Annotated in this window: 1 pseudogene (running past one end of the window); it reads right to left on the bottom strand. The window is 42.7% G+C overall.

The features are described 5' to 3' along the window. Positions 1-17,826, bottom strand: a pseudogene (gene malQ, locus PHV44_02100) (4-alpha-glucanotransferase); it reaches 78,684 nt to the left of the window's first position.

Raw genomic sequence — 17,826 nt, 5'->3', positions numbered from 1 at the left:
TAACTGGCTAGTTATTCCTTTTTTATGGTCTTCCTCTTTTTCATGAACTATAACCTGACTAATGACAAAAGCGGCATCCGTTCCTCCAAGTAATTCATTAATTTTGGCTTCTGCCTCCTGTCTATTTCTACCCAGTTTAGAATGGTATTCATACTCTCCTTTATTATCCCTTTTGGCAATAGGTTCTCCACCCGTGAGTTCTTCAAGTCTTTTAAGCAGTCTTGCTAATCTATATAACTCAGCCGCAACCTTCGGATAAGACTTTTCTAATGTTTTAGCCCAGGATCTAACTTCCTCCGCAGTCGGCATATTGTGAAATGTATTTTTATTATTATCAGGATGATATAAGGCCGGAACGCGTTGTCCGAGAGATTGGAGGGTGTAAGAAGGCCCGCTACCCTTATTGCAGATAGACTGGGACCCCTTGATTACGCGCTGCGACGGTGTGGGCGATGACTCCTCTGCTTTCAGTACCCCAGAGCTTTTCCCATGACCCATCGGGTTGATGGACGCAAACCTCTCCGGTGTGCTGGTCAATAAGGAAGAGAGCATCCGACTTAGCAGCGACCATAATCCTTCCGTCTTTCTCAAGAACCACGAGATGGTCAACTTCAAATTCCAGATTGTCTGTTCTATTATACTCTGCCATTTTGCGCCTTCTTTTTGATTCTTAATATATTTTATAAAGCCAATTGTTACAACTACACTTACAGCTACAACCACAGCAATGCTTGCGAATAAAGCAACATTGAGTCCGGCTATCGGCGGACCGGTGGCATAAGGGGTCATGAATGCCGAAGATATAAAGACAAATGGTACAATAGATAACATTCCGGGTGAACCGGGTTTATTGTCTTTCTTAGAATGTTCTGGGCCTTTCGCTGAATCAGAGCCGTTTCCATTTCCATTATTAGTGTTGTTTGTCCTTACAGTTATGTTATCTTTAAACGGAGCCGGTAAGCTCTCTTTCAGGTTCTTTGTTAATTCTTCCAGCGCACCTTCTCCTAAACCATCAATACTATTAACGACAATCTCTGCTGCGCCTTCACCATTATTGGAAATATATTTTAATTCGGCTACAGGCTTATTATTTAGATCAAGGACTTGAGCCACATCTTTATTCCCGTTATTCCTCGCTATTCTGCCCTTTCCTGAACCATTAAGGCTTATTTCCTTACCTATTAATACCTCCAAAGAAAACTCTTTGGCGTCTGGTGCAACTACGTCAGGAGCTTTAGCAGGCGATTTTGGATCATGCTGATCGCCTTCTTTTAAAACATATACTCTAAAGTTACCCTCTTCACCTGGAATAGGGGTATAGAGGATAACTGTTCCGCCTAAATGATGTTCTTTCTTGTCTTTTTTCTCAGCCTCTTCCCCAATAGTCAAATCTAAATCTACTTCCTTACTGTAAGTTACGGTATAAGTTCCATCTTCATCCAGCTCTATTGAGCCTTTTTTGTCTGAAGATTCATAACGGCCAGGAGTAATACCTGTTATATTGCCAGCTCTATCTACCTTAACTGGCGTTGCCTTAGGCAAAATAACCTCTTGTTGCATAAACGCGTATCTGTTTCCGCCTTCGCTGATAACTTTTGCGGTTAGGCTGCCATCGTCTTGGACAACAACCTGTAAACCGCCAGAAACATAACTACCTTTTAATAAAGTTACTTGGGGAGGGAATGATAACCCGGATAATTCGATGGCTGCCTGCGTTTTTTCTTTATCTAAAGAATCTCCAAACATATTCTTTACTTCCTCGTCAGACATAAACTCGATTTTAGCCTTTGATCCTGCAGCGAATTCCATTAAACCAACTTTAGCATCCTTTTTAAGCGTAACTGTGTAATTTTTCTTACCATCAATAGCTCCTATTATAACCGAACCGCCGTCGCCTTTAAGGTTATACTGGCCGTCGGGCAATTGAGGGCCGAAAGGACCGAATACAAAAGATGTACCCACAGGAATATTTAAAATAAGTGAACGTATCCCGGGCAATGGTAATTCTACTCCTTCGGCAGCAACTACGGTTACTACTCCGTCCCGTTTGTATTCCAGACCATTTAATACTCGGCTCACATATTCTCCCTGATGATTATATTTAATCTCTGTGCCTTGGGAGGTAGTAACAGATACCTCTTTCCCCTCTGAATCTTTTCCTGTAAAGGTATAATCGCGGTCATAGATATATACTGTAAAAGGTTCATCCGGATTATCAGGATTGGCTTCTAACTTAACTCTGCCAATCTGTTCTCCAGCACCATTCTTTATAGTCCCGATCTCCTGGCCAATTAAGTCTTTTCTAAAGTTGGGCGTATGTGAATTATCCTTATCAGATCTAACGTAAGATACGCCATTGCTTAAGTAAACCACTAACCCATCGCTCAAAACCGCATACTTCCTTTCGGCCGCAACTACTGTTATAGTTTTTGTACCGTCAGCGTTATATTCTATTTTAAGGCCATCCATAGTCTGGACTATCCTAAACCCTTGTTCAGTAGGCTGCCAGATATCACCTGTTGCTTTATCTTCAAATTCAGTCCCCGCATCAAATCTTTGATAATCTAATTTCCCGCCTTCTGCTACTACTTTCCAATTAGCTTCTTTTTGGTAAGGAGTAAGTGTTATTTGGTTGGCTCCTTCACCCAAAGTAATTGTTTCGCCTTGAGCAATATGGCCGAAAAGCTTTATATTTCTTAAAATATTTAGCGGCAGGGACTCCATTGGATAGAATTCCTTAACCCCTAACTCTTTATCGCCAATTTTTACTTTACCATCTTTTGGCTCAACATCTACAAACTCTACCCTTCCATCCGTCTCCGTAATTACCAGATATATTCCCTTAAGCGAAGCGGCGATTTCGGCATTCTTTTTTATCTTTGCAATTTCTTCATCGGTAGTCGCAAGACCTAAGAAGAGAATATAAACTACCTTCAGATCTGCATCATTCGAATCTAGATTATCAATCTTAGCTATCTCCTGGATAACTTTCATTGTAATTCCTTCTTGCGGATTCCAGCCCTTTAATTTCTCTTGCAAAGATTTAATATCTTTTTCTAAATCAGCGGCTAATTTCTTCAGTTCAGCCTCTGCCTTCTTTGTATCGCCTTTGGTAAATTTTTCAGCATATTTATTCACCGCTTCTTGAGTAATTTTTTCACCCCAGTTCCAAATCCCTTTTACTTTTGTAAGCTTCTCTATTACGCCAAGAACATTCCTTACATCGCAGGCTGCATCAAAAAGACCTTCTTTGCCTATGGATATAATAAAGTCAACGAGCTTGGTTTCGCCGTTTACTAATTTTGCTAAAGTAGCAAGCGAAACATTATCAATTTTTTCCTTTTCTATGTTGGGTACCTCCACCAAGTCTTTATAAGCTTTATTAAATTCATCAAGTGCTTTTGGTGTGTTAATCAGGCCAAGTAAAGCCGCAACTACACCGAGGTCATTGTTTATCTCTCTGGCTTCCTTAACGCTAATACAAGCCTTCTCCATAGCTTCAGAGGCACGTTTAAGCATCATAATTCTTACTGCTGAAGGTAAAGATGGGTTGTTAAGCTTAGAAATATCTTGCTTATATTTCTTATTTGCCTTCTCCTGACGTGTTACTATGGCATCCCATTTCTGATATAGCTCTTTACCCTCAGGCTTGCTCTGGTCAATATTTGCTAAGATGAATCTGGCTAAGGCAGGAAATTCTTTTTGTAACTCTTTTATTTTCTCAAAAGTAATCGGCTGAAGATTGTTCCCGAAAGCTTTAATCACTCTACCTGCCGAAATTAACCAATCTAAATCCGCTTCTAATCCACTTTCAAATATTGCCTTTACTAATTCGAATGTCTCTATTGTAGAAAGCTTAATCCCGCCGGCATTAGCAGGGATTATCCCTATTGCCTGCAGGCTGGCTATTTCTTCTCCGGGCAGACTAAGTATTTTATCTATCAGGGCAGCGAATAATCTTCCGCGAGTATTCAGGTTTCCATTACCGAGGGCAAAATCATTTTGGGGATCGTTTAAATATTCCTTTACAGCGGATTTTTCTTGAGGGGATAGATTAGCAAAATATTGGTTAACAAATTCTTCTGCTGTCTTGGGTGGAGCCTTATTAACACCTACGGATCCTGCTACTTGAGTAGCAGTTGGTGTGGAAGCGAAGAAGTCAACAATTCTTGAAGGAAGAATATCCTCCCCTAAATATTTAGCAACTCCTAAGACTGAATCGTGATTCACAGGCACTTGATTTAATCCATATCTAGAAGGCAGTATCTTTCCGAAATCTTTTTTCTCATGTTCTTTACTGCTTTGGGCAAATTCTTTCAGTTCCTGAACCTTCTGCAGTGTCATTTCACTTAATCCTTTAGAACTCAAAAGGTCATCCCACATCTTTATTGCTGATTCCCAGCTCTGTTGCGAAACTACCCTTACCCATTCTACGCCTGAAAGCGGCTCGTCATTTAATCTTTGGATTAAACCATAAAGGCCGCTTCTCTCCTTTGTTCTTACTTCCTCGATAACCTCTCTTTCCTCGGGAGTTAGACCGGCGTCATCAAATAATTTCTGTAATGGCGCGGTTGATCTGGTATTTCTAAAGATAGTAAGAATGGCGCTCTTATGGGAAGAAGAAGTTTGCACAATCTGAAGAAAATCTGCATTTAAAAGAAGCCTGTCTTCTAATGACAGAGAAAGAATATCTTTTGTATCGGTTATCTTATTTTTAACTAAATTTTGTAAATCTTTAGCTTCATCATCCGAATAATCCCTGTATAAAGAAAGGTTTTCTTTTAAGTAGGCAAGGGTCTCATTTAATCTTTCCTCATTAACAATGACTATCTTGTTTCCTACCGCCCCAGAGTCTCTACAGTTTCTGTTTATGCCGTGGGTAAGGAAATCCCATGTCCAACCCTCAGCTCCATAAATTATCACATCAAGGTTTCCCTTAAAACTCCACTGCTTTGCCACTCTTGGCAGAGCTACTACTATACGTGCTTCCGGCCCTATTTTTTTACGTAATTCATCAATTTTATCAACTGGCGTATCTCCTTTAATGGCATCTACTTGCCTTCCTTTTAACTTCTCTGAATTTTGCAGTTCTTTAAAAACCCTATCTAAACATGTAGGGTTATCTATTTCAATTAAAACGCCTCGCTTGCCTTCGATAGCGGCTCCGGTGGCTAAATCAATTAACCCTCTGCCTTCAACGGCTTCAACGGCTAAATCAATTAATCTCGAAATCCCCGTATCTTTCTCCACTCGCACCTCCCTTGCCCCTATCATCTCACTAATATTGCTTTGTAGCCCTATTTCTTCTATTCCAGATGCTCCGGTTTTAGCAAGCATTATCTTCTCAGCACCGGATTTAGTTGCAGAAAGGCCAATAATTGGGCCGCCGCCCTCAAACATCTCTTGGATTGGATTCTCCCTTACTGTCTTTGTAGAGGCCCTTATATTATCTAATTTGAAGGGGCTATCTTTACCTATTGTTAAATTATATTTCAGTGTCTGGGCAACCTTATAAGCAAGGCTTTCTGACAGCATATCAGGCTGGGCTTCTCCGCCTTTAAACGTAGGCACCATTTCACCCTTGCCCCTATCAGGGGTTAAGCCTGAGAGGCTCCCAATTTCATGAACCTTTCCCTTGGCAACATCGTAGACTAAATTCGGCACATATCCTTGTTCTATATAATGTGCGAATACAGGCCAACTAAGGAGAAAATCTTCTCCGGCAATAACGCTGTTGCCTCTGGGTTGGCCTCGATAGTAAACCATTTCGCCTTGCCTTGCTAAAGACTCAAATTCCCTCTGGCTCTTGGCTTTTCTTATGAGCGGGCCTTTACCTGTCAAGCCTGTTTCGTCACCCTGAAGATTTATATCTTTAAAAAGCTCTTCTGATTTACTTGCTATGTCTCTTAGAATATGGCTATCCTTTACAAGGCTATCCTGAGAAATAATGTATTGGTTCTCTCTGAGTAAAAGATCATCTACCTCATCGAGAATTCTCCAGCCTTCCTTTCTCAATTCTAAGGCTTCCCGTATTCCTTTATGCCAATCAAATTTATTAGGTAAATGCCCGCGTGCATCTATGGAAACAACAACGATTGTTTTAGGGTCTCTAAGCGCTCTTTCTATTTGCTCCGCGATGGATTTAGCTCCTGCTGGATCATTATCCTTTATCGCCTTTTCATAAGCTTGTATTAGAGAATCCAGATTAACCATATCAGTTGCTCCCAGTTCTTTGGCAACATCTTTATAAACTACATTTATTACGTTAGCGGGCCCTCCTTCTGTGTATGGAACAGTTGCATCGCCATTAAGAACAAAAATAGTTGGGTATTTTCCATTTCTTGCTAACTCAGCACCAACTACCACGGTAATCAAGGTCTTGCCTCCGGCATTCCTTAAGGCAACTATGCGCTCATTCAAAAGTGCTTTTATCGCTGTTTGCTGATCTTTCCATTTATCAATATCAAGCTCGCCATTGTTACGCCGAATGATTCCCTCGATTTGCCCAATTAATCCTTTTGCTTCCTGGACTTGGGCTGTTCCGGAAGGCCTTACCTCATTAAAGACAATCAGATATTTATCTGATTTTAGCGCGACATTACTGCCTTCTCTTACGGCAATAGGCCCTTCTTTATTTCCATTATTAAGAAATATACCGGTCGGTTTTAGTTCGCTATTTTGGGAGGGGACTGCAGAAAGAATTGTTTCTACTGGGATGAGGACTGGCTCAAGGACTTTGGTGGCTGGATTATATTTGGAACCTAACTCAAATACCTCGGGCGAAGAATTTACTTCCTCCGCCTCTCTTGATTCTATCACCTTACGAAACCGCTCATAATCAAGCAGAGGTAACAGGATACGTTGTGGAGGGCCATCTGGAATTATGCTTGTACCAATACCATTCGCTCTTAACATATTAACAGGAATCACTATTACTGAAGACGGATTCAAAGGATCCTCTATTATTACAGAAGGATTGTATCCATTTCCGGAAATTGGTATTTCTATGTTGTTTATTCCTGCACTATTTACTGTAATCCTTGGCTTGCTCGGTTCAGGAATTGCTCTTGCGCTTCCTGAAGGAGCTTTTACTCCTTCTGTCCCAGCGATCAAGATTCTTCCATCGGGGCCATAAAGAACTCTGGACTGCTTAATAGGATTCCCACGAGAATCTATATCTTCTCCTACTCTTCTTCCTAAATGGTCATAAAGAATTGAAGCGCTGTCAACATTTACCCCGCTCACGTTGCCGTCTGGAAAAACAATCTCCTCAAGTCCTTCTTTGAACCACATATAAGCCTCAGGGCCAAAAATAACAAGAACAGGAAGCGCTAAAGCGCCTGTCAAGGGAGATATTAATTGTTCAAAGACACATTCTTCTGCCACAGGGGCCATAAAATAGCGCGTTATAGCAGAGTCTTTTCCAAATATATTCTCCACACCCTTAGCAACATTACCAAATGTATAAACCTGTTTGCCTATATCAGCAAACTTTAGGTTTGTTAAGGCCTTCTCTAACATAGGCCCGCCGATAAAGAAGAATACGCCGTAAAACGAACCCCAAGGATCAGCAAATGCCTCTCTCACCAGGGCCCTTGCCCCCATAGATATACCCTCGCTCCACAACGCATCCCAACCATTAATACCAGGCATAAGTTGATTTGTAAGGGGGCTTCTTCCTGTAGCTATGTTTGCCGGGTCAAATTCTCCCAACGTATCTATTAAGAATTCTGTTAATCCTTTTCCTAAGCATGCCTGGCCAAATTCAGATTTAAAAAATAGATTAAAACCATGCGAGGCTATCTCAATTCCCGGCCGGACAAAAGGAATCCAAAACATTAATTGGTATAAGGAGCTGGCTGTTTTAACTTGTGTAATAAGCCGCCCTACTTCCGTGAGTTTCGCTAAAGTCTCTGGATCTACTTCCGCAATTCCCACTAAAGCTCTCAATTTTAGTAACGACTCTTCTGCCCCAATTTTTAAACCCTCCCCCAAACCCTTGGCCTCAAATACCTTGCTTCCTGCAGCCTTACCCAAGGCCTTCACTAATAACCAAGTGAAATTTAAGGCAAGGCCTATAGCCGGGTAACGCAGTATATCCCAAGCATCTGGCCGTAAATAATCAAGATACTTTTGGCTCATTAAATCGTTAAAGTTCTTTAAATCAACGTTCTTGAGGTCGTTAAGTCCAATCTCGATTTCAGCGAGCCCTAACTTCATTGCCTTCAACTCATCATCGCTTATGCCTGTTCCTTTTATTTCAGCCTCTTTCTTTTCTATATCGTTTAGTGTATCCCCTTTTAACTTTTCAGTCCTGGCTATGTTGCCCGATATCTTTAACATAGCTAAGGGAGGGTAAAGAGGAAGGCAGACAAATTCTGCCAGAATAAATACTGCTGGCCCAATAACCAGTAAGCTTTGGGTGAGAAAATATCCCAGAGAAAAAGAAGAAGGGCTCTTGGGGTATAAGGAGCGGCCTATCAAAATTGCCAGCCGCGCTATTGCGAGCTGATAAGCCCCTTCAATAAATGCCTGAGAACCGCCTCTTTGCCAGACATATCCCCAGAACCCATCCCAACCGCCTTTCTGAGCGCCCCAATTCAAATCCCAGTAATAGTTAAATGTAAGGCGATTAATTCCTCCCAGAAATGCCCAACCGGCAATTGAACGCACAGCCGCCATCCAACCCGCAGGCCTTAAGCTTAGCAACCCCTTACTACCCAATGACGGCAAGAAAGCCAAATTAAGCCCGATTAAACCAGCTAATATTGGGTCGCCGCCAAGAAAGGCATTATTGATGAATACGCTGATAACCGGCCAAGTAAGAAATCTACCCCCACCCACTAAGAACCACCTCGCCACCTTAATAAGCGTAGAGGCGGATGTGGCGGGAGATAAGAAAACCACCGGCTTTAATAAAACTAATCCTAATCCTGCTAAAACTCCCCATCCAGGTTTCCATTCGCGATTAAGCACCTTACTTGCGCCAAGGCTTATTCCTTCGCCAAGAAGCGGCCAAGTAAAAAATCTCCCCTTGCCGATGAACGCAGACTTAAGAAACCTGACTACCTTCTCTACCCCTATTAAAGAAGCTATGGAAACCCCAATAAAACCGGCTAAAAATCCCCATCCAAACTGTGAACCATAAAAAGCAAGTTTGTCTCCGAGGGCATATGTATAACCCCCGCTGTGCTGGGCTGAATTTATGACAAAAGTAAAATTGGCATAGGCAAGGCCGATATGTAAACCAGCTCTAAGCGGCAGCGCGCCCCAACCCTTAGCTACTAATAAACCGTCAATCCCTAAGATAGCAAAATTAGCCAACGCAAGAAAGGCAAAAGTATAACCAAAAGCCTCAAGATTCTCTATTGACCATAAATCGCCTTCTCCGAGTATAGGAGAGAACATATATGCTGCTCCAGCGCCAATCAATCCCCTGGCTACGCTCGACAAAGCAATCTCTTTGATTCCCGTAGGGTAAAATAAGACCTTTAATAAACGTACTATCCAACTTGTAGAACTTAAATTAGCAGATAAAAGGCCTAAAATTCTCTGCACCCCAAAAAAGGCAACTCCAATCACAAAATCTATACCTAAATCTTTAACAAACCCCCCAAAGGTTATCTCTCTTCCTTCCGCAGCCGCTATCGCAAATCTTATGGGTATACCCCAAGCTGCAACTTGCAGGCCAGAATTTATTAACATTAACGCTGTTGTAAGAGGTGCGATGTTAGTTGCTGCGGCTGCAGCGGCGGGGGCCACAGACACAGAAGTCAATGCCATTAGAGGTACCAATGCAGCAGCACCAATGGTGGCACCTATCCGTTCCAGTAGAGACCAATTCTTTGCAGGACCCCGTTCATTCCAAATAAATGCCCCTGCGCCAGCTCCGGTTAAACCAGCTGTAATCAATAAAGGCACTGTAACATGTAGTACTACTGCTATCGCAACAAAAGCCACGGCAGCCGCCACAACTACTACTGGGTTTGCTCCTGCCAAAACATACTTCAAATTCTCCCAGGCATAACTAAAGCTACCTCTTTGGCTTATAAAAGCGTTTTGCACTGCCTGGCTATAAAGTTTTACTGCCTCAAAATCCTCAACGGCTTTCCTTGTTGTTTCTCTAAAAGCCGTGGTTGCCAGGGGCTCAAGTATCTGAGAAAAAGTAATCAGCTGGCCTGCTGTCGTGAAAGATACTGCTGCCTGAGCAACGGTGGATAATACCGAAGCCTTCTGATAGGCCTCGTATACGCCTTCCTTTCCATTGCCATAGTTGGCGGCATTAAATTCAAAGAGGGCTACCCGAACAGCGGTGGATAATAAAGAAACTTTCTGATAGGCCTCGTATACGCCTTCCTTTCCATTGCCATAGTTGGCGGCATTAAATTCAAAGAGGGCTACCCCAACAGCGGTGGATAATACCGAGGCCTTCTGAATGCATTCTACGGTTTCTGCCCATTTTTCAGTCTCATAATTCGCCCTAAAATCCTCTAATTTAATCTGATCAAAGACATATGCCCCATCATCCTGCCTGATTGCCCCTAAATCAGTCTCAAACTTATCATTGGCTTCCTTTAATTGCCGGGTAAGGCTGGGCAGGTCAAGCGCAACAATATTATCTACATTAATGTTCTGCTTGGCTAAAGCCTGTTTTATTTCGGCAGTTACCTCTGCCGGGTCTAAGGCTAAATCGGCTAAGTCAACAACAGCAATATTACTGACATTATTAAAACCGTATTTGGCTAAAAGCTGCCTTGCTTCAGCAGTTACCCCCACTGGGTTTAAACCCTCTGAGGACAAAAGGCTATCTTTATCTTCGGATAAAGAGTTAATAAGGCTGTATGTGCGCTTGATTTCTTCTCTTGCTGCAATAACATTGCGGAAATCTTCTAATTTAGCCGAATCATAAATATATGTTTTATCCGCCTGCATGGTTGTTCCCGAATAGAGCTCCAGCTTATCATTGGCATCCTTTAATTTCTGGGTAAGGCCGGAAATATCAGCAGCAGCAATATTATCTACATTAATACCAAAATATTTAATTAAGGCCTGCTTTATCTCGGGGCTTACCTCTGCCGGGTCTAAAGCTAATGTTAAAAGATTACCTTTGGGTTCCTCTCCAGATAAAAAGCTAATCAGCCTAAGGCTGCGGTTAATTTCTTGGTTACCGGCAATAACATCGCGGAAATCTTCTAATTTAGCCGAATCCGAATCATAAATATATGTTCCATCGTCCTTCCTAGTTGGTCCTAAATAAAGCTCAAGCTTATCATTGACCTCCTTTAATTGCGGGTAAAGGCTGGAAAGGTCAAGCGCGGCAATATTATCTACCTTAATACCAAAATATTCGGAATATTTAGATAAGGCCTGTTTTATTTTAGCAGTTGCCCCATCTGGGTCTAAGGAAAAAGATAAAATATTAAGTCTGCCTTCATCATTGGTTAAACCCAGGCTCTTCTTGATATCTTCGGGTAAAGAGCTAATGAGGTTAGAGTTGCGTTTGAATTCGTATCCCTCAACCTCAGCGACTTCCTTTTTGAATGCCTCAAATTTATCTTTATCAATAACTTCCCAGCTATAAGAATTTCGGCCGACGAACTCTGGCTGAGACCCGGGCACAGGCAACGGCGCAGGCTGGTTAGTATAAATTGAGTTAACCGGCTTTACTCCTGCTTTATCCTCTACGCCCTCCACAAATTTACACGCCAAAACTAAAAGCGTGATATAATCTTTAGAGTTGATAGAAATATTTTCCGGGCTATCTTTTAACTGACTTAATAAAGGCCCGTATGTTTCTCTTTCTTTAAGGCTTAAACCTGCTGTATCCATTATAATATCGGAATTAAGCCCGCCCAGTAAATCTGCCAATTTAGCTTTTGCTTCTTCTCCGCCGGATATCTTGGCAGGCGCAGCCAAACCAGTGTCCGTCGGTTCCAAAAAGAGAGTCAGAAATGAAGGAAAATAATTTGTGACGTATTGCGCACCTTGATAACTCAGGGAATCTTGAAGTTTAGCTGTATCTGTAACCGCATATTTACCATTACTATCTAAACCTATGCCTATGGCTTCCAAACAAGTATTTATTTTACTTATTTCAATCTCACTATCTTTTTCCCCGACCCAAGCAATTATTGTATCCCTGTCCTTTTTGGATAATTTATTTATATCTGTGGTTGATATTCCTGCTATTTCTTCCAAATCGACCACGCCTTTATTTATCAAGGCATCAACAAGAGCTTTCTGCGCTGCAGATTGGTCCTGCGGCCCTTGGGTATTAGCAGGGATACCGCGGTCAGCCATAAAATCTGAAAGATATTTTCCTAAGTCTCCATAAGTATTAAAATATCCGTTATTTTCTATGTGCTCCTGTATGAGTTTATCAGCATCGCTTAGAGCCGCCTGCGCAGCCCCAATCTTATCAAAATCTTTATCCGGAGTGAATACGTCTGCAATCAACCCAGCCATCAATATTTCGTTTTCTTGCTGCATCAATTCATATTTTTGCACCGAAGCGAAGTAATCACCTATAGCATTACCTATAGCCTTTCCTGCGGCCATTTGCGCTTCGGCCTCAACGAGCATAGCTTCCCCTTGCCGTTCAAAGATTCTGGTAAGGAAATTACCCACTGGTTGAAGCGCATTGTCATTCAACCAACCTAATGGGTCATCTAAAAATCCAGTTCCTGCGCCAGCGGGAGGGGGATTATTTGCAGGAATGGTTAGAGGCGCACCAATAGCGAGGAAAATCGGAAGAGAACCTAAACTACCGACGCCACCGGATGAACCATTATTTATTGTAGTTGGAATTGTAGCTGAATTAGTTACAGGTTGGCTGTTTGTAGATTGTTGCCCTGCAGTATATCCTGCGCTGGGGGCTTGAAAAACTCCGGTAGAACTGCCTGCGTTATATCCTGCTTGCCATCCGGTAATTGCACCATTAATTGCCCCAGTAATTCCTCCATTGCCATACCCGGAAATCAAGCCTCCTATTGCTCCGGAAACTCCACCAATAACTCCAGAAAACACATTGCCAAAATCAAAACCACCCATTATGTTTTGGGTTTCTTCAACACTCACCGGAGGGCCTCGGGTAGGCGTAGAGGCTAAAATAATACCGTCAAAATGTTCGCTAAATTCTGCTGAATTTAAAGGATTAATCGCGCCGTTATCTGTGTAAACACCATTTTCAGGGTTAACCGCAACCCAATGTCCCTGACCCTCATCAAGCTGAAGGTGGGCTACAGCAGGTGTCCCCAGATTTCTTAGCCCATTATAATCTATTTTGGTGGCATCAAGCTTTACGCCATAGCTAGCAGCTATCTGCTGGATTCCGTATTCAGAGGTTTGCTTATGCTGGTCTGTGTAAGGAGTGAGTTGGTTGTAGAGGGTATAAGTATCTATTCCGTTTAGGGAAGGGTTTATTTCCGGTAAGACAACGCTCAAAGCATTTGCCGCGCAGTTGCTATTATAGGTTTGAGTCTGAGCTCCTCCCAAAGTGATTATTTCTGCAAAAGTATCGATAACTAGCTGAAGAGGTGAAGGCGAAGATGCGCCACCTGTTATAGTTGGAGTCGGAGATAGGGCCGGAGCCGGTGTAGCTGTCGGTGTTGGCGTTGGAGAAGGCGTTGGTGTGGGCGTAGATTTCTTATCGGAAATTCCAGCACCGATAAAATCACTAAAGCATTGAGCAGAATACGGCTCGCCTGAGAGGTTAACGCTGGGTGCTGAAACCTCACCATTATCTTTTTGAGGCTGCGCAACTTGTTTAAGAATATTTATGTCTTTTATTTCACCATTTTCTACAACCACATAGCCGTTTGTGCTGGTATAGATATCTTGTGCGCCAACTTTGGTAAACTCGGGCTTACTCCCAAAAACCATATCAATGGATAATATTTTATTTTGCGCATCAGTAGTATATACAATAGGATAGCCAGGATAGCCGTCGTTGGAGGGAGAAACATGCTCCCATACGTTTTTCTTCCCAACCTTCAAATTTATATTTCCGCTTGCGTCCTTATACACACTAAAATCTGTAGCATTTGCCCTATATTTCAACATCCCGTTCTCTACTACGCTAAACTCAGTAGGGACAGCAGTGAATATATTCCCCTCAATATAAAGCGTCTCATAAATCTGGGTGCACTTCTCTCCCTTATCATTTTTGTATTCTAAGACTTGCCCGGCGTTACGGCCATAGTAATCGTCATCTAAAGCGACATTATAAGTTATTCCGTTAATAGTTTGCGGCTCTTCGGAAACGAAAAAGCCGTTAGGGTTCTGTGTTGTATCAGTAACGATATGGCCCAACGAATCTATATTTACCGTATGCACCGTCTCTACCTGCCCCCAGATATTATAATTGTACTCAATTGTAGTACCGCCATTAACTACGGTTGCCTTAACAGGCTGTTGCCCGTGGCTAGGATTCCATTGATAGTCAAGCGTGGTTTTTTGCCCTGTTTTCCAATCATCTATAACCATAGTTGAATTATCTTGCCCTCCTGAACCTGTTATTGTAGTTGTCGTCCCTTCGATAAAATTATATGTTACCCGTGAACCATCAGAGACTTCAGTTAAATCAACTACCCACGGACCCTTACCGGGCTCATCAATAACCGTAACCGGAGAAGTAGGTTTGGCACCGCCAACAAGAGATCCTCCACCTACTGTTATGGTAATAGTAGCATCAACGAGCTTATCCCCAGATCTAACTGTAGCATCATAATAAACCATAATAGCTGTAACATTAGAGGGGTCTGTATGGTCGTATACGGTTAGCATATCTTTGCTGCGGTCATATTGATAAGTATATTTGTCGGTATTGAGAAAAGTTTTATTTAAATCTTGATATTCTTTTAAACTTTGCGGCATTGGCGGGCCTGAGACTATTGAAGGGGATTGTGCGGGCTGAGTAGTGCTGCCGCCTCCAGCAGTTGTATTACCGCCGCCTGAATTACTGCTGCCTTTACTACTACTGCCGCCAACACGACGGCCTCCGATAGTTACCGTAGCGCCTTTTATGTTCAGTATCTCCTGAAGGGCCAAAACTTCTCCTATATTATTTGGTTGAGTAATTAAGGCGTATCCTGTCCAGAGGGCCGTAAAATCATCCTCTGATACAGTCTTGATGATCTCATTATCTATGTAGGTAATTGTGTTATCTGCGGTTTGGGTAACCACTATATAATGGCCCTGGCCATTCCCTAAGTCTAAATGGACGATTGCCGGCTCTGCTATTTGCTGAAGCCCTTCTAAGGTAAGTTTAACCGCGTTTAAGTCTAAAGCGTAATCAGAAGCCACTCTGATGATTACTTCAAAGAAAATTTCACTACTTATAATTTTGTTAAATGCCTCTATTTGGTATTTATAATTTTCTACGTTGATTTTTTGCGCTAAAGCTGTAAGGCCTATACCTGGGAGGAATTGCAAGAGGGCGTAAACTGCGCAATTATAACCTGCTACAGAAGAAGAACCCACCCCAGGAGTATCTGAATCGGGTTCATAGGATAGTGGTGTGCCTGGTGGTAGTGAAATTGGATTATCGTCTACAGTTATAACACCGCCGGTATAACCATCAGAATTTATATATATATCACTCGTGTCCCCTCCGTTATCTGTGATATTGAGCGTGCCGCCGCTTACTCCTGCGATATATCCTGTAGCTTCTGCATTTGCAGTAATAGTTGCATTACCGCCGGTCATAGTAAAACTTGATAAATTGCCGCCGGCATTTATAGTAATATCCACATTGCCGCCGGCCACAGCAATATATCCATTGCCCCCTTGGTTTATATTAATGTCTACGTCTTCGTCTCCATCTATACCAATATCTACGTCACCATAAACATTAATTATGGTAGTGCCATCGCTGTCATGATCAGTAGTGCTCGTAAGATTACCATCTGAATCAAATGTGGCGTCCCTTGAGCTACCATCAGGATAGGTATAAGTAGCCGAGCCATCATCATTTATCGTAATATCAACGCCGCCCTCATCTGCTCCTCCACCCAATTCATATGGACCTGGCGTATCCGTACTAAAATCCCAGTGTTCTACTTCACTCCCTTGTATGCCCTGCATCTGTTCATTTGTTAAGGCCAGGCCAATATCCGATTGGACGGTTAGGATATATCCGCTAAATTGAGTAGCAAATTCTGAAGCATCAAGGGATTTCTCTATGCCATTATCAATATAAATACCTTTTTCTGGATAAATCGCCACCCAGTGGCCCTGATTGCTACCCACCACTAAATGGGCAATGGCGCCTTCTCCTAATTGCAGGATTTCTTCTAAGGAGAATTCTACCGCATAAAGGTTTAAGCCGTATTTGCTGGCGACCTGCTGGATGCCGTACATAGACGTCTGGCCATTAACCGTATAAGGAAGAAGTTCCTGGGTTAAAGTAGCAGAGCCTATATCAGGCAGGAGCACGCTTAAGGACTGAACCGCGCAATTCAATTCAGTAGAAGGGGTATAGAGAGTGCCCTGGATATTGCCGGTAGAGGCGTCAGCGCCGGTTACCTGATAGAGGTTGCCATCGCTGCCCACAAAAAAACCAGAATAAGTAATCTGGCCTTGGGTGGCAGTCATTTCTATCTGGTAGCTTTGCCCCGCATAAGTATAGGTCTCAAGAACGCGAAATCCGTCATAGAATGAGCCCTGAATCTTACCCTCCTCATCTGCGCCGGTTATCCTATAGAGATTCTCGTCTTCGCCTTTGAAATATCCGGAGTAGGTAATTGCGCCTTGGTTGGCAGAAATAATGGTCTGATAGGTAGCGCCTTTATATTCAAAGGAATCTATCTGGCTGCCGTCGTAGAGCGTGCCCTGGATTTGGCCGTCATCGCTGGTGCCGGTAATCTTATAGAGGTTTTCATCCTCGCCCTTAAAATAACCGGAATAAATAATTACGCCTTGGTTAGCAGAGATAGTGGTTTGATAGGTAGTGCCTTTGTATTCAAAGGAAGAATTCTGCTCGCCATCATAAAGGGAACCCTGGATTTGGCCGTCATCATCTGCGCCGGTTATCTTATAGAGGTTGCCGTCTTCGCTTTTGAAATAACCGGAGTAGGTGATGGTGCCCTGGTTAGCAGAAATGGTGGTTTGATAGGTAGCCCCTTTATAGTCAAAAGGCTGGGACTGGGTTCCTTCATATAAGTTGCCTTGGATTGGACCGGAATTGTTATCAGGTATCTTATACAGGTTACCATCTTCACCCAGGAAATAGCCGGAATAAGTGATTGTGCCTTGATTGGCAGAGATGGTGGTTTGATAATTTGTGCCTTTATACCCAAAGGAAGAAGTCTGGCTGCCATGATAGAGCACGCTCTGCATCTGGCCATTTTCACCCACACCGGTTCTCTGATATAGATTACCGTCTGGTGCGGCAAAATAGCTTAAAGAAGGCACTGCCCCTTTTATGCTATAGCTCTGCTCAACGTTTAAGGCCTGGCCAATACCTGCCTCGGTAGTAAGCGTATATCCTGTCCATTGGGCAGTGAATTCAGTTAATGATACGGTTTTTGTGATACTGTTATCTATATAGGTAATGCCTTCAACATCAATTCCGGTCACTACTACATAGTGGCCAAGGCCATTTCCTAAGTCTAAATGGGCAATTGCGGGTTGATTTAGATTTTTGAGGTCAGTAAGGGAGAGTTGGCTGGCGTAAAGATCCAAACCATATTCTTTGGCTACTTGCTGGATTCCATAGAGAGAGGTCTGGCCGTCTTGAGTATATAAGGCCAGGCTTTTAGCCAATATAGCGGAGTTGACATCTGACAAGAGTTGAGAGAGTGCGGAGACTGCGCAGTTGAAGCTCAT

The sequence above is a fragment of the Candidatus Omnitrophota bacterium genome, from assembly GCA_028717245.1.
Taxonomy (GTDB): Bacteria; Omnitrophota; Gorgyraeia; order Gygaellales; family Profunditerraquicolaceae; genus JAGUYA01.
Note: the sequence above shows the minus strand (reverse complement) of the source record. Positions and strands in the feature narration are given on the sequence as shown.